General features: G+C 44.8%; 18 protein-coding genes. 7 read left to right on the forward strand and 11 right to left on the reverse strand.

Annotated elements, in window-relative coordinates:
* The coding region (gene iscB / locus RIM23_RS10860; protein ID WP_446366942.1) for an RNA-guided endonuclease IscB at positions 1-774 on the forward strand (774 nt) is incomplete at its 5' end.
* Between the two features lie 121 nt (positions 775-895).
* On the opposite strand, the gene RIM23_RS10865 is transcribed toward iscB, so the two are convergent.
* Positions 896-1,279: a hypothetical protein gene (locus RIM23_RS10865; protein ID WP_446366944.1), complete on the reverse strand. Its 384-nt coding sequence runs from the start codon at positions 1,277-1,279 to the stop codon at positions 896-898.
* A 72-nt stretch (positions 1,280-1,351) separates the two neighbouring features.
* Positions 1,352-1,702 (reverse strand): hypothetical protein, encoded by a 351-nt coding sequence (locus RIM23_RS10870; RefSeq protein ID WP_006100292.1) that lies wholly within the window; start codon positions 1,700-1,702, stop codon positions 1,352-1,354.
* A 231-nt stretch (positions 1,703-1,933) separates the two neighbouring features.
* Between RIM23_RS10870 and RIM23_RS10875 the strand changes: the two genes are divergently transcribed.
* A complete protein-coding gene (locus tag RIM23_RS10875; RefSeq protein WP_446366946.1) occupies positions 1,934-2,842 on the forward strand; it encodes a cation diffusion facilitator family transporter in 909 nt (302 codons plus the stop codon).
* A 168-nt stretch (positions 2,843-3,010) separates the two neighbouring features.
* Here RIM23_RS10875 and hemJ read toward each other — a convergent pair whose 3' ends face one another.
* A complete protein-coding gene (gene hemJ / locus RIM23_RS10880) occupies positions 3,011-3,613 on the reverse strand; it encodes a protoporphyrinogen oxidase HemJ (protein WP_446366948.1) in 603 nt (200 codons plus the stop codon).
* A gap of 410 nt (positions 3,614-4,023) precedes the next feature.
* On the opposite strand from hemJ, the gene RIM23_RS10885 reads away from it, so the two are divergent.
* Positions 4,024-5,928 (forward strand): protein kinase domain-containing protein, encoded by a 1,905-nt coding sequence (locus tag RIM23_RS10885; protein WP_446366950.1) that lies wholly within the window; start codon positions 4,024-4,026, stop codon positions 5,926-5,928.
* Positions 5,929-5,965: 37 nt separating this feature from the next.
* Here RIM23_RS10885 and RIM23_RS10890 read toward each other — a convergent pair whose 3' ends face one another.
* Together RIM23_RS10890 and RIM23_RS10895 are read right to left on the reverse strand one after the other, a co-directional pair.
* Positions 5,966-8,935 (reverse strand): CHASE2 domain-containing protein, encoded by a 2,970-nt coding sequence (locus tag RIM23_RS10890; RefSeq protein ID WP_446366952.1) that lies wholly within the window; start codon positions 8,933-8,935, stop codon positions 5,966-5,968.
* 14 nt (positions 8,936-8,949) lie between these two features.
* Positions 8,950-10,020 (reverse strand): AAA-like domain-containing protein, encoded by a 1,071-nt coding sequence (locus RIM23_RS10895; RefSeq protein WP_446366954.1) that lies wholly within the window; start codon positions 10,018-10,020, stop codon positions 8,950-8,952.
* A gap of 456 nt (positions 10,021-10,476) precedes the next feature.
* Between RIM23_RS10895 and RIM23_RS10900 the strand changes: the two genes are divergently transcribed.
* The gene (locus tag RIM23_RS10900) at positions 10,477-10,923 is read left to right on the forward strand and encodes a hypothetical protein (protein ID WP_446366956.1); all 447 of its coding nucleotides are present in this window, start codon (positions 10,477-10,479) and stop codon (positions 10,921-10,923) included.
* Between the two features lie 251 nt (positions 10,924-11,174).
* On the forward strand, positions 11,175-11,945 hold the full coding sequence (locus RIM23_RS10905; RefSeq protein ID WP_446366958.1) for a DUF928 domain-containing protein: 771 nt from the start codon (positions 11,175-11,177) through the stop codon (positions 11,943-11,945).
* On the opposite strand, the gene RIM23_RS10910 is transcribed toward RIM23_RS10905, so the two are convergent.
* The 4 genes from RIM23_RS10910 to lepB all read right to left on the reverse strand — a co-directional run bounded on the left by RIM23_RS10910 (position 11,920) and on the right by lepB (position 18,279).
* Positions 11,920-14,730 carry a CHAT domain-containing protein gene (locus tag RIM23_RS10910; protein ID WP_446366960.1) on the reverse strand — a complete coding sequence of 937 codons (2,811 nt, stop codon included), beginning with the start codon at positions 14,728-14,730 and terminating at the stop codon, positions 11,920-11,922. The two genes, RIM23_RS10905 and RIM23_RS10910, sit on opposite strands and share 26 nt — an antisense overlap.
* 174 nt (positions 14,731-14,904) lie before the next feature.
* On the reverse strand, positions 14,905-15,291 hold the full coding sequence (locus tag RIM23_RS10915; RefSeq protein ID WP_446366962.1) for a hypothetical protein: 387 nt from the start codon (positions 15,289-15,291) through the stop codon (positions 14,905-14,907).
* A complete protein-coding gene (locus RIM23_RS10920) occupies positions 15,278-16,954 on the reverse strand; it encodes a filamentous hemagglutinin N-terminal domain-containing protein (protein WP_446366964.1) in 1,677 nt (558 codons plus the stop codon). Before RIM23_RS10920 ends, RIM23_RS10915 begins: the two co-directional genes overlap by 14 nt.
* A 722-nt stretch (positions 16,955-17,676) precedes the next feature.
* Positions 17,677-18,279 carry a signal peptidase I gene (lepB, locus tag RIM23_RS10925; RefSeq protein WP_446366966.1) on the reverse strand — a complete coding sequence of 201 codons (603 nt, stop codon included), beginning with the start codon at positions 18,277-18,279 and terminating at the stop codon, positions 17,677-17,679.
* 179 nt (positions 18,280-18,458) lie between these two features.
* On the opposite strand from lepB, the gene RIM23_RS10930 reads away from it, so the two are divergent.
* Complete coding sequence (locus tag RIM23_RS10930; protein ID WP_446366968.1) at positions 18,459-19,778, forward strand: dihydroorotase; 1,320 nt, start codon at positions 18,459-18,461, stop codon at positions 19,776-19,778.
* 140 nt (positions 19,779-19,918) lie between these two features.
* A complete protein-coding gene (locus RIM23_RS10935; RefSeq protein ID WP_446366970.1) occupies positions 19,919-20,434 on the forward strand; it encodes a DUF1499 domain-containing protein in 516 nt (171 codons plus the stop codon).
* Positions 20,435-20,646: 212 nt separating this feature from the next.
* Here RIM23_RS10935 and RIM23_RS10940 read toward each other — a convergent pair whose 3' ends face one another.
* Both RIM23_RS10940 and RIM23_RS10945 read right to left on the reverse strand, forming a co-directional pair.
* Entirely contained in the window at positions 20,647-21,063 is a 417-nt protein-coding gene (locus RIM23_RS10940; RefSeq protein WP_446366972.1) for a hypothetical protein, read from the reverse strand.
* A gap of 217 nt (positions 21,064-21,280) precedes the next feature.
* Complete coding sequence (locus RIM23_RS10945) at positions 21,281-21,811, reverse strand: tetratricopeptide repeat protein (protein ID WP_446366974.1); 531 nt, start codon at positions 21,809-21,811, stop codon at positions 21,281-21,283.
* Between the last annotated feature and the right edge of the window lie 27 nt (positions 21,812-21,838).

Here is a 21,838-nt window from a genome sequence, read left to right on the forward strand (position 1 = left end):
GAAATCTCAGGAGTCCAATACCAGCAAGGGACTCTCTTTGGTTTCGAGGTACGAGAGTATCTTCTCGAAAAATGGGGACGCAAGTGTACTTACTGCTCAAAAAAAGGCGTTCCATTGCAAGTCGAACATATCATTTCACGCGCCAAGGGCGGTTCTGACCGTGTTTCTAACCTGTGTCTTGCCTGTGAAAAGTGCAACCAAAAGAAAGGGAATAAAGACCTGAAAGACTTTCTCAAAGGTAAACCCGAACTAGAGAACCGCATTCTCAAACTTGCCAAAGCACCGTTGAAAGATGCTGCTGCGGTTAACGTAACGCGCTCGAAGTTATTCGAGACGCTCAAGGCAATGAAACTACCCGTGACGACCGGGACAGGTGGACAAACCAAATATAACCGCACTCGGTTAGGACTCGATAAAGCGCATTGGTTAGATGCTGCTTGTGTTGGTGTAACCGAAATGCTCAAAGTTTTGACCAATAAGATTCTGCAAGTCAAAGCAACGGGGCAGGGTGGGCGGCAACGATGCCAAACCGATAGACTAGGTTATCCGCACAAGTATCGCCCATTGCGTCCGATTCATGGCTTCTGTACTGGCGACATCGTGAAAACGATCATCCCAAAAGGTGTGAACACAGGAACTTATGTTGCTCGACTTTGCCCATACAGCAACGGTAGAGGTGAGATCTATCCGACAACTGGTAAAAAACGGATTGGCATCAAACTAGAATATGTCGAAAAACCAATTCATCGAAAGGATGGCTACAGCTATGGGTGAAAAGTACCCAAACGGGAAGAAATGTCTAGATGTGTCCAGAAATTAACAAACAGCTTCTAACCCCAGTTAACCTATCCATTAAGATGAGGCTACGATGAGGCACAAGTCGGTATTATTTTTTCTAGTCAGGGTTACGCATCTGCTCTAACTCGGTTCGGATCAGGGCGATTTGTACCGTCAGTTCTTCAAGTTCTTGTTGGGTACTGCGAGATGTGGTTCCCGTTGATGGTGTTGAACCGCTTTCGCTGGGCGTTGATGGTGTAGCTGATTCTGTCGGTTGGTTCATTTGGTTGAATATCTGTTCAATCAAGCGTTGAGCCTCTTGCTCGGTTTTTTCGCCTTTTTTTGACAACTCAGCAACCTGTTGATTGAAGTCTAAGTTCAGCAGGGACAGGTTTTCTTCCCGCTTTTGCTGATCCTGGAGGCTTTCGATGAGGGAAGTGGTAGCCCCCAGCGATACACGGAAACCAGTTTGTAAAACGTCTTGGATATTGTTAGAACTCATAATTTTGTCTTTGAACCCCTTGCTTATTTTACAATACTTTACACTTCTGTAAAGCTGCCCTACCTTCAATTGTCAGCCAACTTGTTCTAGATACTGATTGACATCCTCAATCACCCGAGTCAGTTCGGCTTCCGTACTCAAACGGATGCGTTCATCCCGCAGTGTAATTAGGACTTTAGCCGCAAAGGGACTGGGGTAAATATTGGGATTGCAGAAAATTTCCAAGAAAACATCCCCAGTATATTGGTACTCTATCGGTTTTTGTGGACTGGGCTTGCTGGTACTGCCTGGGGCTTGAGCCGTAGCTTTTAAGGTTTGTACAAGTTGGGCAAGTGCCTTTTGTAAATTTTGGGCAGCTTCCGGCGTAAATTTGAACGATACAGACCCTTGAGCCAGATTGAGGGTAAGTTGAGCTGGAACCATGAGCAATAAATCTTAATAATGAGCGCTTACTGATAGAAGATGGTAACTAAGTCCCTCCGAAAATCTACCAAAGAATTAGGCGTCTTGGCACGCATTTCCTAGAAAAACTCGCAAGAAGCCTACAAAAAATTAGGCAGCTTAGAGAATTAAAAGCATTAAAGGACAAGGGTTTCAGTCATTTTCCCGACTAAACTAAAGATAGGGGAAATTAGTTATTTAGGGGCAAACATAATGCCAGCCGACAAACGTGCTGAAGTTCGCAAGGTTTTGCTGATTACCCTGGTGTTGAATGTATTCGTGATGGCATTGAAAGCCGTTGTTGGCATTTTAACAGGGTCTTTGAGCTTAAAAGCTGATGCGTTGCACAGTGTCACCGATAGTGCCAATAATGTTTTGGGCTTAGTGGCGAATCGGTTTTCGTCTCCTCACCCCGATCGCGAACATCCCTATGGTCATCAGAAGTTTGAAGCGGTGGGCGCTTTGGGGATTGCGGCGTTTTTGGGCATCGCCTGTTTTGAAATTCTCAAAGGCACAATCGAGAGGATTGTCAACGGTTTGACGCCGATCAAGATTGCAGCACCAGAGTTGTGGTTACTGCTGATTGTCTTAGGCGTGAATATTTTCGTCACCTTCTATGAAAGAAATGTGGGGAAGCGGGTGGGAAGTGCGATTTTGATAGCGGATGCTCAACACACGATGAGTGATGTGTGGGTAACCATTACGGTTTTGCTAGGATTGATTGGCATCTGGCAAGGAGAAGTATGGAATCTGCCCCAACTCCAGTGGCTAGATGTGATTCTCGCCTTTCCTGTCGCCCTGTTAGTCTTTCGCAGTGGTTGGGAGGTGTTAAAAGATAACTTACCCTGGTTAGTGGATGAAGTCGCGATCGCACCTGAAGCGATTCAAGTCATTGTTATGCAAGTTCCTGGAGTAATCAACTGCCACGATATCGCCTCTCGTGGCGTTTTGGGGCGTCAAGTCTTTCTGGAAATGCATCTGATTGTTGATGCCAAAGACGTGGAAACCGCCCACCAAATTACCGAAGCCGTGGAGGATCGATTAGAAGAACGCTTTCATCCGGTGCGAGTGTTGATTCATGTTGAACCCCCAGCTTATGAGTCGGATCAGATTACCTTTTAATCACTCATACCCCCTGGAAAAAGCCTGACTTTTCCACAGATATTGCCACTTTTCCACAGAAACCACTTAGTTTTCCACAAAAGATAAGGAAATGTTAATCCCAAAGTTTACTCTTCTTAACCAGAAGAGACGTTCAGCCGGAACGTCTCTACCACAGTTCATTTGTCCTTAGGCAGATACCTGTTCGCTCATCTCCTCACTGGTTGCTGGGGACGCTTCTGCCAGACTTTTTTCCTTATCCCGCTTCCGTTTTTTAGCATAGAGTTGAATCGATGCTGCCATAGCAATAATCAGGGCAAAGATTCCCCAAGCCGTGATATCTGTGGGTAAACTATTCTTAAACACGGCAAGTAAAACAATCGCGACGAGTAGGACAGTGGGGGCTTCATTGAGTGCGCGAAACTGTTGACTGGTCCATTGACATTCTCCAGATGCTAACCGTCGCATCAACCGACCGCAGTAAAAATGATAAGCCAGCAACACCACGACAAACCCCAACTTAGCGTGCATCCAACCGGATTTTAAAACCTCTGGCTCAGTGGTGAGTAAACCAATTGCCATGGCGACAGTCACAATCATTCCCGGTGTGGTAATGATGTTGTAGAGACGTTTCTCCATGAGTTGGTATTGATTTTTCAGAATCGTTTGCGCGGGTTCCGCTTCCTGTGAGGCTTCTGCGTGATAGACAAAAAGACGCACGAGGTAGAATAACCCAGCAAACCAGACAACAACGCCAATTAGGTGAAACGCCTTATACCAGAAGTAAGCCATAAATTATTCCTTTACAATTGAGTGACTGGATTAGAGTGGGCAATCTGTTAGTATGTCTATCCTATTCAGATTTTGCTCTATTCTCAACTCAAACCAATCACTAACTAGATCGGTCAAACTGTGAATACCCGATTGGGGACTCCTGATAGACCTCGTGATAGAGTAAACCTTTCAACTGTAGCCCGATTGCGATTATCCTGAAAAAGGAGGGGTGCAATACTATCTATCGAATCCAATTTAAGAAAGGAAGCGCTCATCGCCTTGCTCGCCAAGCGCTATAACCGATTCTGGGTGCGAGGATGCCATAGAGTAATTCCTGATGCACTTATCACAGATTGATTGTTACATTGCCGGATTAGCAGGGACAATGAAGTTAGGCTAATGTACAATTTGCAGTCTCGTTTGATCAGATGGCTTACGCTGACAACCTAGATACAACTCTCATGACCGATATTACACTTAGTGGGCGCTACCGCGTTATCCGTCAGCTTGGGGCGGGTGGGTTTGGAACCACCTTTCTCGCAGAAGATAGACAATTACCCGGTTATCCTTGGTGTGTTGTCAAGCAACTGAAGCCAAAAACCACTGATCCGGGGATGTTGCAGACAGCAAGACGTTTATTCAATACCGAAGCCGAGGTTCTGTACAAATTAGGAAACCATGAGCAAATTCCCCGACTGTTCGCTCACTTTGAAGAAAATCAAGAATTTTATTTAGTCCAGGAATTTATCGAAGGTGATAGTCTATCTAAACTTTTACCCCTCGGTAAGCCGTTGAGAGAGGCAATTGTTATTCGACTATTACAAGAAATTTTAAAACCTCTGGAGTTTGTTCATCAGCATCAAGTTATTCACCGGGATCTCAAGCCTGCGAATATCATCAAACGCAAATCCGATCATAAAATTGTTTTAATTGATTTTGGCGCGGTTAAACAAATCAGTACTCAACCCGTCGAAACCAAGGAACCAACGGCGCTGACGATTGCCATTGGTTCAGCCGGCTATATGCCTAACGAACAATTAGCCGGAAAACCGCGCTTTAGCAGTGATATCTATGGGGTGGGGATGATTGGTATCCAAGCTTTGACCGGGTTACACCCAAAAGAACTACAACAAGACCCTGAAACCAGTGAATTTCTCTGGCGCGATCAACTGAATATTAGCCCAGGTCTGGGTTATGTTATCGATAAAATGGTGCGCTATGACTTCCGTCAGCGTTACCAATCCGTCACAGCAGTCTTAGCTGATCTGAAAAATCTAGCTCATTACAATTCGGGTATTATCACATCCTCTCCTGGGAAAGGAATGTCTATTCAAGGGGCGAGAACCAAAGGACAAAAATTGACCCAGATGCCAACCAAGATGTTGGATAAAACAACCGGAAAAATAAGCAAGTCGGGAATGAGGAATCCGGCAAAATCCTTGACCGGAACAGGAGAAAATTCGGCGGCGACATCTGGGAAACGTTCTCGGAATTCAGCGGTCAACTATCCCCCATCAAGGACAAATAGTTATAGCCAAGATTCTACGGCGCGATGGGATTATGCTCCGGACGCACCAACGCAGATTATAAGGGATGAATCGGATACGAATCAAGGCAGAGCAGTCGCTTCAAGGTCCAATCCCTCTAAATCATCCCCCCTAAGGAAAACACCGATTCAGTTGAATTGGCTCAAGCTGCTGAAAGGGCGAAAAGTGAAATGGGTAGCAGGAGTTGTCTTACTTATTTTTGGGGGGGCGGTGACTTCTCTGTATTGGTATTGGCAACAGCGCCCGCTTTCTAATCAGGTGTCTTCTAAGCCCACAGAAACCCCAAAAAATAGCGACTCACCCGTCCCAGAAAATCAAAACACGGCAAAATCTTCTCTGTCTCTAAATGAACCTCAACCGATTTTACCTACCCACACTCTCCTGACTCCTTCACCATTGCCACCAATTGATTTAGCGGGAGAATTAGAAGCCAAATCCTTTATTAATTCGGTGAATAAAAGCCAACAAATTTTCTATTTACAACACGAACAATTTGCCTCAAGCTTAGAGGAGTTGGCAATTCCTTTGCAATCGCAGCCTGAATCTTATGAGTATCAGATTGTCTCAGCGAATCAACAGCAAGCCCTGGTTACGGCTCAAGCGAAGAAGCCGGATTTAAAGAGTTATACCGGGGCGGTGTTTGTGATTGGGGAATCGGCGATTGATCAAATTTGCCAGACGAATCAACCGTCACAAACGCCTCCCCCTCAACCTGAAGTAGTGGAGAATACTATTCAATGTCCGGCGGGTTCTTCCCCACCCTACCAAAAAACTAATCAGTCATAAAATGGAGATTTCAACTCAGAGAAAACAAGGGTGCATGTCAACGCAAGTAGGTTGGGTTGAGAAACGAAACCCAACTTATCCGGTTAGCTGGAATATTGCGTGCTTTCCCTGACATACTCCCGAAAACAATCAGTATACCTCCAGTCATGACCAAGGCTAAAGCGGCGGGAACTATCGGTATCCAACCCCCTTGCAGGAAAAGAACCCACCCGCTTCCGTATAAAATACCTGTAGCGACTCCGCCTCGGCTCAGAAAACCTAATAGTGAACAAGAATTGTGGGCGAGTATTCCTCCAACTAAAGACCAGCCGCCAATCCAGAGGATCTCAATGGGTTGGGACCACCACCACATCAGGGGTCGATGATCTAAAACAGCACTGAGAATTTGACTGACCATCTGCGCCTGAATTTCAATCCCGGTCAGGGTTTGAACGGTATTCTGTCCTCCACTAGAGGGAGTACGCCAACGATGATCATTAAAACTGGGAGCGGTGGTGCCAATCAGAACAATACGATTTTTTACTCGCTTAGGATTGAGTTGACCATTCAGAACATCTGTGAGCGTAATTTTCTCAGCAATCTGGGGAGTGGCGCGGTAATTGAGTAAGATTTGGTGACCACTCGAATCAATATTAGAATAGCCACCTGTGTTTTTTTCTAGAGTTTTAAATACCGTTGAGCCAAACTGGAGGTAACCTTCGGGATTCAGTTGCGGTTTAATTCCTTGGCTCTTTAGATAATGAGCGGCAATCTGTATACTAAAAGCGTATTGATTTTGACAGGGTAAGGGGTCAGAAACGGCGATAAGATGACGACGCAGAATTTCATCTGTATCGAGGACAACATTATTAAACCCTTGTCGTTCCGCTGACACTTCCGGTGGCGGTAAAACTCCAGGATTCCCGTAATGGCAGATGGTAAACAAGCGATCGCTCTTTTTCATGGCTTGGGCTAACTCTGGATAGTTTTCGTCTACAGGGCGATCGCGATAAATATCTAAGCCAATGGTTTGGGGTTGATAAGACTCTAATTTGGCTAAGAGTTGAGCAAAGGCTCGATCAGATAGAGATGAGCCAACTCGTTCGGCTGAGGGTTGAGCCTGAACGTCTTTTTCGGTAATCTCTACAATTAAGAGTCGTTCATCGGGTCCTTCATGGGGTTGCAGCCGCATCAGGTGATCGAATACGCTGAGTTCCCAGGATTCCAACCAACCGCGCGATCGCACCCCGAAAACCATACCTGTCGCGATCGCGGCTGTGATCAAGACGATGATTATATTCCACCACCAGGGTTGCAGGTACGGATCAAGAGTAATAATATAAACAGCGACAGGTTGGGGAATATTCTTTAACAAGCGCTCTCCAGCTTTCATAATCTGAAGCTGTTGCTGCTCCTTCACTTCATTGAGATGATCTTTAACGGCTTCGTATACGGTTTGGGAAAGAAAAATTCCCCCCGCAGGTGCTTCAGTTTGCAGCCGCGCCGCCACATTCACCACATTACCCATCACATCATCCTGATAGGCGTTGATAAAATTACGGGAGGGTGAAACACCGAAATCATTTTGGAAGAAAAACACTTCCCCCAGATGGATACCAATTCGATGGCGGAGAATGTCACGCTTGGGCAAATTCGCCGCAGCGGTTTTGAGGGAATTTTGGATCGCGATCGCGCAATCAACAGCCTTTTGTGCAGTTTCAAAGCGCATCAACAACCCATCTCCCAACCCTTTGAGTACCTCGCCGGAAAACTGCTCACAGCATTCCCTGATAAGCTGAAAATCCCTTTGGAGCAGTCCCATGGTATGCTTCTCATCGGCTGCCATTTTTGTCGAGAATGATTCCACATCGGTAAAGACGACGGCAAGAATCCGTTCCTTGGGACAATATTTTTCAATCCAATCTAGATTAAAAACGGTTTGATAGATCGGGTTATAAACCACTAAGTTACCCTGGTGCTTATTCACTAATCCCGATAGCCGCAATTCGATATGTTCAGGACTATTTTTTGCCTCAACACTTCCCTGTTCTAAAATGATTCGATAAATCTGGAGGGATCGTTGACAACAGTGAAGTTGTCCCAGCAGGCGATCGCGAATCGTTCTCAGATGTTCCGGTTCATCTTGGGCTTCCCAATTTTCAATAATTTGCGTTTGCACAAACTGTTTCACCCATCGCGGGGCTTCATTCTCAGGAATAATACAGAGTCCATTCTGTTCCTGATTACAACGATTCACCAGAAGCCAACATAATTTCTGGGTGAGAAACGGCTGACCCCCTGTCCAATACAATACCTCGCTTAATACAGCTTGGGGACAGCTCACTCGTCCGACTAACCCTTGAATTAAAGCCGCGCTTTCGTGAACTTGAAACCCTTTCAATTCAATTGCCCGACCAATGTTAAATGGGGTTGCATATTTATCTTGAATTAAATCCGATGGTGTAGCTACTCCCAATAAGGCAAAAGTAAGGCGTTTGTAGTCAGATTTGGTTGCCCGTCTGTCATAACAATTACGGATCAGTACAAAAAAATCATCAGCCGGAAAACTCAATCCCAAAACACTATCAATTTCATCGATAAAAATAACGATGTTTTGAGTAATCTGTTTTAACAATACTGTTTCTAAAAATTTGCCCAAACGCTGTACTGGCGAGAGATCCTCATATTCTCGTAACCAGTTACGTCGATTCACTTGTAAATCGAAACCACTAATTAATTCTTGGATAATCCCACCGTACCATTGCTGGGCGCTAATCTGTTGACTCCCAATACCATTCAGTTCAATTTCGGCACAGGCAATTCCTTGGGCTTTGAGTTTGCACATGGTACGGATTCGCAGGGAGGATTTTCCCATTTGCCGAGAATTAAGGACATAGCAATATTCCCCGGCTAGTAAACCGTTATAGAGTTCAGAATCTGCTTTTCTGACTACATACGTCGGTGCATCAGCGGGTAAGCTTCCGCCAAGATGATACCGATCAGCCCCGTTGAGTTCATCAGCTCTCATTAGGTATTCACTCCTTAATGATTGCAGAAATATTGACGATATAAATCACAGCGGGGTTCGACTTGATTGCCCGACCGTTTGATTAATCCTATACTATGAAGTTGATAGGCTTGCATGGGTTCAAGTTGTATAGGGTTTGTCGTGGTAACAACGGTTTTAAACGCCTCTGCGAGTTGAGGATGAGATTGCAGATAAAACCAATTTTCTCGCAAATGACTGGCATAAATTCCAGCGTCTGTAGGTGCGGTGGCTAAGAGTTGATCGAGGGGCATATTGGGGTCATTTTTTAGGTAGGTAAAGGCGCGTTCGACTAAATAGGGATGTCCTCCAATCATGTTGATTAAGGGTTGAAGATAACTCAGATCAGGATTGAGTCCATATTTTTTGGCAAACTCTTGTATCTGCTCTAAGGTAAAATCAGCAAGTTCAATGGGTAACCCAACATTAAATGGTGATTGATTAATGTTGAGGCGAATATAAACATCAGTTGAATGGACGATAATTAACCGCAATAGTTTCCACCGTTGGCGACTTCTGGCTTTTTCATACCAGGAGCGCAAGAGTCCGAAAAAGTCTTCATAAATTTCGGGATACGGGAAGAGTAAATGTACATCATCTAAGCACAAGGCAATGGGACTATTCGTGGAGGCTAAGAGATAGTCTTCAAAATAGGTAGTACAACTGACCTTAGAACCCATATCCTCTTCATCCCAATAATCGTCTAAGGCATTGGCTAAGCCGAGTTCGCGAGTGAGATTAATACAAAACCACCGTAAAAATTTATCCAGATGAGTGAAATGACTCTGACTATCGGCTAGTTTAAAGCTTAAACTCGCGGTACGGTAGCCTTGAGTGGCTAATTTAGCTAATACCCGATTTACGAGTAAGGTTTTACCCATTAAACTGGGTGCTTTAATCCGCACCAGGGTTCCCGGTTGTAAGAGGGTTTGATAACAAGTGCTTTCCCAGGGAGAGCGTTCTACATAGTAGTCGGGCGTGAATGATTCTAACTGTGTTGGGTTAAGAATATAGGGGTTTGGCTGGGAATGCCGTTGGCGAGACTCTGCCTGCCATAATAGAGTCATAGATAGTTTCTAGTTCAACCATAGCAAATTGACTATATTTTTTACATATTGATACAATTATCAGGGAAGCACTGACAGAATTTGAAAGGTAATATTTGATACAATTAGGGTTCAGTTAGTTTGTGGGAATGGCTCAAGCTTTTTCGTATCAAGGTTTGCAAGAATTGTGGGGTAGGATAGCGATCGCGTTTGTTGCCATTAAGCTAATCGTTACACTGAGTTATAAATTTTAATGATTATAAGGATACAAGTACGATAAAATAATTGCTAATATTTACGGAAATAAACCTCAACTTTCCTGAACCCCCTCAATTTTCCTGAGTTTTCAAGTCCTGAATTTTCCTCAACTCTTTGGGGTAATTGTCACCGATACTGAGAATCGAAAAGGGAAGGCAAAGAAAACTAATTCACGCAGCCACCCCTTCCTAAATACTAACTAGGAGCATTGGTACACAGATGAGACTTAGCATTTGGGATTCATACACTCCTGATACTTCTTTACTGTTATATCCGGCGTATTCAGGATTTTTGCTAAATAGTTTTAGTCAATCTTCTCGCTCTCAATCTTCTCGCTCTCAATTTTATCGCTCTCAATTTTTTCCCTTTCTATGTAGTTTGAATCCTCGTCTTTGTAGTCCTCTTCCAGATCCTGAATGCCCTCGCTGCTCTTCTAATAATGGACTAAGTTGGCGTCCAGAATCAGATAATTCCAGAAATAGTATTCTCACATTTTTCAATCAGGAAAATCAAAATGAACCAGAAGAGGAAGTTTCAATCACAGATATTGTCATCCCGATGTCTCTTTATCTTTATCAATTGTTTGAACCCAATTTATTTGGCGGTTCAACTTCCCATCTTCCCTTATATCATCTTTGGAGTAACTATTTAGTGTATTTAGAATAGGGAAATTACCCCAGAAAACGTGACGGGTGCATCTATAATTAAATATTGCGGCAAAAATATTGTCTGGGTGAGGAGTTCCAGTAAAGCCCCTTAAATTATTCCCGGCTTTCCTACTCAAATAACTGCCCTACCGATAATAAAACCACGTTCTATCCTCTAGTATCGTTACAAACAGAGACATGAACATTTTCCAATTTAGGCTTATCCCTCGATGCCAACCCGTACTAGCAATAGGTATTATCCTTAGTCTAATGACTACTCTTTCCCCAGCGACGGCACAGGTTGAGTCGTCGAATACTATTTTTGAGCCAATATCAATTCCCTCTCTCCTGCCCAATTTACCCGGTGATGATGGTAATGGTACTCCTACAACTGACAATGGAACGGGTACCCGTGGTGGATGTGCATACAAGGAAGGAGATCGTCTCCTGACGCGCATGGCAGGTGGTAATAACTTTCAGTTAACCGTGAGTAAACATCCCACTTTTTGGGTTTATGTCCCCTACGGTTCAGAAAAAGTATCGTCTGGAGAATTTTCTCTCCAATACGGGGAACATGATGTTTATCGCACCACCTTTCAACTACCAGCCACACCAGGAATTGTCAGTGTAACCGTGCCTCCAACTGAAAAGGCGTTAGAAACAGGTAAAACCTATCGCTGGTATTTTGAAATAAGTTGTACTTCTGTAGCCGAATCCGAGGAATTAGTGACTCAACTGGCTCCAGCCTCGCTGACAGGATTGGTGCGACGAGTTTCCAAATCTCCTGAACTTGAAGCCGAATTAAATCGAGCAAAAAATCCCCTAGAACGAGTTGCGGCTTATGCCAAGCATGACATTTGGTATGACATGATGACAGAGTTTGCTCAATTACGTTTAGAGTATCCCCAAAATTCAACATTAGAAAGTATCTGGCTAGAACTCTTGGGAGATAATCGAATTGGCTTAAAAGCCATTGAGCAAGAACCCCTGGTTGGCAGTATTATACCAACTAATGTTATAACCAATTCCCAATCAGAATAAAGGGTGCCCAATGATAGGGGCGTAGGTAATCTTTATCCGGATCATCTGGATACTCGGTTAAGAAAGCAATTTGAGTTTTCCGCAGAGCTTCAGCTTTACTCAGTTGAGGCTCTTTTAACTGTTGATAAAACCGTTGCATAAATTCTGCGGTGGATGCATCGTTGACTTGCCACAATGTCGCCAATGTGCTGCGGGCACCCGCTCGCACGGCAATTCCGGCTAATCCTAACGCTGCACGCTTATCTCCAGCGGCTGTTTCGCAAGCACTTAATACCAGTAATTCAATAGCGGTAGTACGATTGGGTTCATTGGTGCGTAATAAACTATCTAAATCCTGAACATTAATCCGCCCACTCCAGTCTAAGAGGAAGGTTTGTTGGGGATTAGAACTAAATTTGCCATGGGTGGCAATGTGTACCAGATTAAAGGGTTCCATATTAATCTGATTGCGGATATTATCTTGTATAAAATCCTGATTCTCTAGGCTTTGACTTAGGTTGAGTTGGTTTCGGATTCCGGCTAACTCATCGGCTACATTGTCTAGGGTAGAAAATCCTTCTTGCTCAAAGCTGGGTGCATTTGTCGTTCCAGCAATCAACCCTCGGAAATTTTCGCGGTTGAGGGGTTTGGGTTCTAGGAGTTGTAAACCGGGAGTCAACGCCACTGCATACCGCTCCACTAAATACTTCTCTCCGTCATAGAGAGTCGAGGGGGGAATATTGCGTAAGGAACTATCGAGGACAAATACTAAAGTTTTAACGGTGGGGTTATCTAAGTTTGCGGGATCTAAATCGGCTTCAAAGGGGCGAATTAACCAATCGTAAAGTTGTGCCGCATCCTGTTTAATTTTACTGATGCTCGTACTACGTTTGGTTAAATCCTCTCGCAATTTTTCCACGGCTTGATCAACTTGAAGTTCAGAGACGCCTTGATGGGCATAGTGGCGCAGGTTATTTTGTCCAGGTAATTTGAGAATGATCTCCAAGCGATTGGGTAATATAATTGGATAAATGATCGCCGCTTGGGGATCAACGTTATCAATATTCACGGCTTCTGGTGTGGCACAAGCATCGCGAAAGAAGTTATCCAGTTCAGCCAATTGCAAGGCTTCCATGATATTGCGGGCTTGAATCAGATTGGCTTTATTGGGAGTGGGGGAACGCAGAAGTAAATCGACGAATTCACGATAAACAGGTTCGACGGTTTCTCGGAAAGAAAACTGAATTTCGGGATTGAGGGCGACTAAATCACCGCGTAAATTGTTGAGTGTCTTAACGGCTTCATTGTAATATGCGATCGCGTCTGAATTGACAAGCCGATTTGGAGAATTATCTTGGGCTTGGGCTTGCAGTAATCGCCCCATTTGCCATTGCCATTGATAGGCGATATCAGCTGCATTCATCTGTTGAGCAATCAGGAGTGCCTTTTCGGTCACATTTTTGGCATTTGTCCAGTCTTTGGTTTTTTCATAGAGCTTACCTAAACTACCCAAACTATACGATATCGCCCGTTGGTCTGCTAAACCTTCAGCCTGTTGAATCGCTGTCGTTAAGATTGCTGCAATATCATTCATGCGTTGCCCCTGTGCCATTAACTCTGGCATCTGGAGCAAACTTTCAGCAAAATTAACATGAGCATAAACAGAAGCCCGACTAGCAGGTAAAGTTAATAATCCGGTTGATATTGAAGACAAAAACTCTTGATCCGGTGATAGAGATTCAGTCTCAATCAATAAATTCAATTGATTAAGTTTAGCTTGAATTCGGGTTAAAGGAATCGTGGCTTTCATTGCCGCCTGTTGGTAGTGAGTCAGGGCAGCTTGAATATAGTCTTTGTCTGAGGAATTTTCAAACACTTTAGCGCGTTGGGCTAAGGTTTGCTCTGTATTGCCTAAACTCAGCAATGTCTGACTTTCCTGTTGCGGTAAACCTAAGGCTTGAGTTAAGGCTAAACTTTGGCTGAGAATGTCCTGAGATTTTTCTAAATCCCCCCCTTGTCGCAAAACAGTCCCGAAATTTTGCAACCCAGCCACCTTAACGGGTGAATCCTCTAACCCGAAAAGAGCTTGTTCTAACCGCTGATAAAGCTGTTGTGTGCGCCGATACAATCCCAAGGATTGCATTGCCTCGGTTTGATTAATTTGGCTACCAATTGCCCCTACAGGATCACCCGCTTGCTGATAGAGAGTTTCTGCCTTTTCCCAGGTGGCTAAAGCCGCTTCAGCGTTGCCTGTAGCTAATTGTAGCCGCCCTTGAGCATTGAAGACTTGAGCGCGAACCCTTGGGTTGGCTTGAGGTACAGTTTCGAGTAAAGACAAACTGGTTTGAATCGCTTGTTCAGCAGCTTGCCACTGTCCGAGTTTCTGATAAGTTAAGGACAAGAGGCTTAATATTTGGGCTTGCTGGAGAGTATTCCCAGTCTCGGCGTACCCCTGTGCCGCTTGTTGCAAAACCTGTACGGCTTCGGTAAATTGTCCAATATCGTAGTGATTTTTGCCGATTTGGACTAAGGCTGGAGTCTCTGTGCTAGCAGGGAGTTCTGCCCTTACCTGGGGTACTGTATGGATACCCAGACTTAAGCTTAACCCCAACAGAGCCAACAGGAGCGATCGCGCCGTTCGTAGTAGGCACTTTAGTGCCATAAGCGCTGAAGCGCTGACTACAAGCCTGAGCGATCGCGCCAATACAGAAAAGCGTAAATTTACCCATTTGGCTAACCCATTAAACTTCCGAGGAACACAGACCTTTGATATTTTATTTACAGATAAGGATACTAGGCGTTTCATATCATTAAACCTTTTGGATTTATGTTTGTAGTAGGCACTTTAGTGCCACAAGCGCTTCAGCGCTTACTACAAGCCTTTAGTAAATAGCCGACGTTCATAGCGAAGACAGCGCAACTACGAACCTCGCTTAATTCAACGACATTCGATTTCTGTAAGGTTTCACAAACTGTTTAACTATTGACAGGTGAACGATGGAAAACCCGTTGCGTGGGGTGTCACAACCGTTGGTTCTGCGGTGAGAATAATCGTACCATTGGCATCTTTAAACCAACCTTGAGCTTCGACAAATTTCTTCGGGTTATTCCCTGTAACTTCTTGGCGGCTGTTCTGGTTAGATTGCTGCACCTCCGTTGATTCCCCCACAGTAGTTATCCGCCAATCTTCCCAAATCGCCTCAGCATCAAGCATCTGATTTGGAGGCTTAGGCAAGCCACCGCGCCCAGTTACGATAAATTCACTTCCCTGTGCAGCCGCACAAAGACTTTGTTCAACTAGCCGCGTCACGTCAACAAGTTCTACGGGCAATTCTACCAATCCCTGAGACGGGTCAAGTTCTAACAAAATTAGGATAGGAATACGACTCAATTCCGGCGGCGTTAATTTCTATTATTCCCGCCTTTCCCCTCCTAATGGTATCTGCTGTAATTTGTGCCTGATTTTGCACCATCAGTAAGGGCGTATCAATTCTCAGATTACCCGCATCGCCTTCCCCTGCTGTTTGGGACGTTAAACGGCTCTCACCCATCAGTTGCACCGACTCCAAGGCAACGACAGTTATATCTCCACCATTACCTGTGCTGTCACGGGAACTGCTACTAGCAATTACAGCGCCGTCTTTCATCTCAAGTACAGGCGTGTTAATTGTTATATCTCCTCCATTCCCCTCGCCGAACAGAGCATCCGTTCTCAGACCACTGGAACGTCGCATACCATCAAATATAACGCCCCCACTGACTTGTACCGACTCCGAGGCATTCACTACTATATTACCCGCATTACCTGTACCACGAGTAGCGGTGACAATCTGTGCCCCATCCCTTAGCTGTAGCACGGGTGTCGTAACTGTCACATCTCCTCCGTCTCCGGCTGCATTGCTGTCTGCAAAAAAGCCACTACCAAAATCACGAGCTTCCACCAATTCGGAGGCATTCACCACAATATTTCCGCCCTTACCTGCACCAACAGAACCGGAGAAAAGTTGAGAAAAGTCAGTTAGGGTAATTTCCTTGCCCCAGACTTGAATATCACCCCCACCTTCACTCGCCGTAGTGACAAAAGCGCCATTGGTCAACGCTATATCGGCTCGCGGTATTTCTGGGGGAACATTCAATGAGAGGGTACTACCATCCACACTCAGTCCAACTGTCCCTGAACCAGCTACAGCAGCTAATTCCACTCGACCTTCTACTGCAGCCAATCCTCCGCCTATCCCTCCTCCATCAATCAGGATATCTCCGCCCACCAGCAGCAGACTCTGACCATCAGGAACTTGCAAACCAAATAGAGGAAAGCCGGATGGGTCAAATCCTACTTCTTTTATTGAACGCGATTCAATTCTCCCTGGCGTGATTTGATTAAACAGAAACGCCGACGGATTCACTGTCAGTAACGGCGAAGGAACATCTGACTGTGTGGTACTAAAAAATCCCTGCTCCCCAAACTGAATCCCATTGGCTGTGGTTGCCACAAATGAACCCTGAACATCCAGAGAAGCATTCTCGCCAAAAATAATCCCATTGGGATTAATGAAAAACAGATTTGCCCCACCATTGACACCCAGCGTCCCCAGAATATCCGAGGCGTCATTTCCCCTGACCCGACTAAAAATATTTTCAATGCCTTGGGGAGAATCAAAATAGACACGCTGTAGTTCCCCGATATCAAATTGTTCAAAACTGTGGAACAGGTTAGAATCACGCCTTGCTCCCGCCTTAATCAGAACATCAGCTAGAGTTCCGTCAAGGAGGGGAGCATTAAAGGCAGGCATCGATTGTTCAGCGCCCCAGGTTTCATCGGGGATAATTTGGGCAATGGCGTCGCTACCCCAAGCCAGCCAAACACAACTGGTGAGCGCTACAGTCCCTACCCTGATGTATCCTGCCAATTTTGAGCAACTCTTACCAGTCAATCTGCCCAAAGACTTCAATATTGCCCTGGAACCTGGTTGTCCAGTTGCCTCTTTTATCTGTGCCTGTGTCCGCAACAGATGAGTTATTTTTTCCATATCATCAACCTCTTCCCAGTTTACCCGGTTAAGCGATTAGCTGGTTAAAAATTATACTCGTCAACTCTATCCAATAGTTGTATTTGTCGCCAGATAACTCTTAAAATTGGGTAAGGTTACAATACTATACTAAAATTAACAATCCTTGGGGGTTAAATTGTATAAAATAATACTATTTATTTTGTAAGTTTAAATTATTATGTTTTTGATTAATTCTAGCTTTTTAACCAGACCTATTAGATTTAAGATTTAATCATTTTTTTGTTCCTCTATCTTATCGCTGAGACTGATAAAATATACATTATGCAACGGAGTAGGTTAATATTCTTTCCAGCAACATGGAATTTAATTAAGTTAGTGGAAATAAACTCAACTATATTAAGTTGAATGTCAACTGACTGGTATGCTGGTGGGCAATGCCCACCCTACGGTATATCCAAGGTTTTGCTAAGAGAATATGCAGAACGAATATCAATCCAGACAATATTAACCAAGCAAAATAACAGTGCTATTGAATAACCCCGATGGGAAAGACAGGGCGAAAGCCTACAGCAGACAGCTAGAGAAATGGTTGAACTTACGAGACGAAAAGATCAGACGGTTTTTGTATCTCTGGATGAAGGCAGGTTAGGGAGTTGCAAAGGGACGTGATTTCAATCCGTCCCGTAGTATCCTTATAGAATCCCTAGTCATTTATGCAGGGAGAGGTCGAGGTTCCCTGTTCAAGGAGAAGCTTCTGGAGCAATAGACTCGATCACATCAACTTCACCAACCCGACTAATGGGCCAAAAGCGGACAATTGCTCTGCCAATAATATTTTTACGCGGGACAAAGCCCCAGTAGTGAGAGTCGTAGCTATTATTGCGGTTATCTCCCAAAACCAAATAGTTGTCCTCTGGTACAGTAACAGGTCCGTAGCTGTATTCGGGTTCCTCTTCGATATATTGTTCCCGCAATACTTGACCATTGACGTATACTCGTCCCCCCTTCACCTCGACGGTTTCACCAGGAAGCCCAATCACCCGCTTGATAAAGGCGTCTTTGAAATTTTGCTGCTTGAGCGCATCTGTGGGGGAAAAGACAACAATATCTCCTCGCTGGGGTTGACGGAAGTTATAGCTGATCTTATCAATAATCAAGCGATCGTTAATCTGTAGGGTCGGTTCCATAGAACCCGAAGGGATATATCGCGCTTCTGCCACAAAGCTGCGAATCCCGATCGCGAGAAAAACACTCAAGCCAATCGTCTTGAATCCCTCTACCCACGGATTTTCAGCTTTTTGTACCGATTGTTTTTCCGGATCTCGATTTGGGACACGAGTCATAGCCGTTTAATCACCTTAAGCAATCACGAGTTGGACGATGGAGGAAAATCAGCCAATTAGAGGCTCATCTCTTCTAATTTAACCGAAGCGGTTGTAACCGAACCTGTTCCTCTAGTATCTGGACAAAATTCGCTTTAAAGTAGAAATACTGAAGCTATTGGGAATTTTAGCATTTTCTTATGTCCTCTGACTCTTGCTTATTAATCCGCCATGCTCGTATTCTCATGCCAACAGGAGACATTTTGCTCGCAGATGTCCTCACTCGTGGTCGAGAAATTGTCCAGGTTGCCCCAAACATTTCAGCTTCGGCAGATAGGGAAATCGACGCGACTGGGTTAACATTGTTGCCGGGAGTCATCGATCCACAAGTTCATTTTCGCGAACCCGGCTTAGAACATAAGGAAGACTTATTTACCGCCAGTTGTGCTTGTGCCAAGGGAGGCGTTACCTCATTTCTGGAAATGCCCAACACTCGCCCCCTAACTACGACTCAAGCCGCCTTAGACGATAAGCTGAAACGGGCATCTGAGAAGTGCTTGGTTAACTACGGCTTTTTTATTGGCGCGACGCCAGAAAATTTGCCCGATCTGCGTGAGGCACAGCCGACCTGTGGGATTAAGATATTTATGGGTTCGATGCGTGGGGGGCTATTAGTGGATAGCGAGGAATCCCTTGAACCCATTTTTGCCCAAGGAACCCGGCTGATTGCTGTTCATGCTGAAGATCAAGCCCGAATCCGGGAACGGCGGGAAAAATTTGCCGGCATTAATGATCCGGCGATTCACTCCCAGATTCAAGATAATCAAGCCGCCCTGAATGCGACTCAACTCGCCCTAAAACTATCGAAAAAGTATCAGCGACGGCTGCATATTCTGCATCTGTCTACAGGGGAGGAAGCCGAGTTACTACGTCGGGATAAACCCAGTTGGGTAACCGCCGAAGTCACTCCCCAACACCTGCTCTTGAATACCAGCGCCTACGATAAAATCGGCACCTTAGCGCAAATGAATCCCCCCTTGCGATCGCCTCAGGATAATGCCACCCTTTGGCAAGCGCTATTAGATGGTGTCATCGACTTTATTGCTACGGATCACGCCCCCCATACCCTGGAAGAAAAAGCCCAAACCTATCCCAATAGTCCATCGGGAATGCCAGGAGTGGAGACATCCTTAGCATTAATGCTCACCCAAGCTATACAAGGACGCTGTACTATTGCCCAAGTCTCGAACTGGATGTCTACGGCTGTGGCTAAAGCCTATCGCATTCCCAAAAAAGGCGCGATCGCTCCCGGTTATGATGCAGATTTGGTCTTGGTAGACTTAGAAAATTACCGTCCGGTGCGGCGAGAGGAACTGTTAACCAAATGTGGCTGGAGTCCCTTTGAAGGCTGGAACTTGACCGGATGGTCTGTGATGACTATTGTTGGGGGTCAAGTGGTTTATGAACGGGGAAAACTGCACACAGATATACGTGGTCAAGCCTTGACGTTTGATGGGTAAAATGGTGAGGTTTTAAGGGGAGTAGGGGCAGGTTGATGTAATTTACTCTCGCTCTTGATGGTAACTTTCCCTCAAACCCAGCCTGTCTGAATGATGAATTAAGGCAAAGGACAAAGGACAAATGACAAAGGACAAATACTATGACCTTAGAAGCTCAAAAACGCTCCCCGATTAGATCTATTCTAATCATCTGTATTGCTTTAATTTTCATTGTTGCCTGTTCTATAGGCGTAACCTTAACTGTTTCGGGAGGAGCTATGTTTGCTGGAAAACGACCCACAAATCTTGGTATTGAGTCAGGGAAGTTAACTCCTTGTCCAAGTACGCCAAATTGTGTCAACTCTCAAGATCAAGATGCCCAACATCAAATTGATCCATTAACCTACAAATCAACACCAGCTAAGGCAATAGCTGACCTCAAAACCGTGATTGAAAATATGGAAAAAACCAAAATTATCACGGAAACCGACAATTATCTCTACGCTGAATTCACAACTAAGCTTATGGGATTTGTCGATGATGTAGAATTTTTACTAGATGAAGGTGCTAATGTTATCCAGGTTCGTTCGGCATCGCGTTTAGGACAATCCGATTTAGGTGTAAACCGCCAACGGGTGGAAACCATTCGCGCCAAATTCAACGAACTGCAAAGCTAAGTACAATGGCACTGAAATAAGCTGTTTGAGATCGCCTCCACCCTTGATATATCGTAGGGTGGGCATTGCCCACCAGCATACCAGTCAGTGCCATTCAACCTAAGTATAGCTGTTTCCAAGATTACCCCCTTTTTGCCACGGCGATTGAAATCGCAGCTAAACAAACAAAGTCCGCCTACGCGGACTAAAGTAGAGGAGTAAACAATGGAGACTTACGACTTTTTCATGTCACGAGCCATTTTACGGAACATATCCATGCCAGAATCGCTAGAGTTAGCGCGGCGGCGCTCAAAACTCTTTTGCTGTGGCTCACTCACTGGCTGGTTTTGAGGAGTTGGCAGAGGTTCAGGAGTAGCGCTGATTTGCTTATTGGAACGGATGACTTGCCCAAAAGCAGAGGTTTCTAACACCTGTTCTAAGCCCTCCCCTAGGTTATCTTTCTTTTTGGCAAATCGCTTCTTCACAGATGTGGGCGATCGCATATAGTTAATATCACCGAATGTCTTGGCGTCATCCGGCTCTAAGAAGTAGGCTTGTCGCTTTTGGGCTTCTGTCGCCTGTTCTACTTCGTCTGTCTCCTCATCAACGTACTTGCTCTTTAACCCAAATAAATTACTCAGAAATCCCATAGCGAACTAATCCTGCCCTTAATTGATTACCTTTGTTACCTTATGTTAACAATAATCAAGAATTATGTAAATTGCATTCTAAAACTAGCAGAGTGAGGTAATAATCTGGGTAGTTTTTCTGCACAAAATAGATGAGTCTGGAATAGCCTGTCAACCTGTAGAGACGTTGCCGGCAACGTCTCTATAGGATCTATGTAGGGTTCAAGCCGCAGAAAATTTAGCTGCTGGATGGCACTAGCCGCTTGCGGAGGGATTCAGCTCTGCGCTTGGCTGTCTCATTCTTCGGTTCATGCTTGAGCGCTGCTTCATAAGCCTCCAACGCTTGAGCGGTTAGCTTTTTGCGCTCGTAAACGTGACCTAAGTTATTGAGAGCCGTCACATAATCTGGCTCTAGTTTTAAGGCTTCCTTATACTGGCGAATGGCAATATCGTACTGATCTTGAGCAAAGTAGGCAAAACCGAGGGCATTATGAACAGGAGCTAGGTTGGTTTCTGAAGCATCTGGAGCTTTAAGTCCCTTTTGGAATAGGATAACGGCTTGAGCAAAGAGTTTCTTGTCCAGATAGATACTGCCCAACTCGTAGTAGTCTTGGACTGTCCCCCGCTCTTTTTGCAGCTTTCTCTCCAGCTTTGAGAGGGTGCTTTCGATTTTACGGGTTTTGAAGACTTGGCGGATTACCGCCAAAGCTGCAACACCAAGCAGGACTAACAATATGATTAGATAAATTTGTGGCAGAGTTTCATCCATAATCCTGTAATTCCGTGCAACTCTAGG

Origin of the sequence: Coleofasciculus sp. G3-WIS-01 (genome assembly GCF_040223135.1) — a bacterium.
GTDB lineage: Bacteria > Cyanobacteriota > Cyanobacteriia > Cyanobacteriales > Coleofasciculaceae > Coleofasciculus.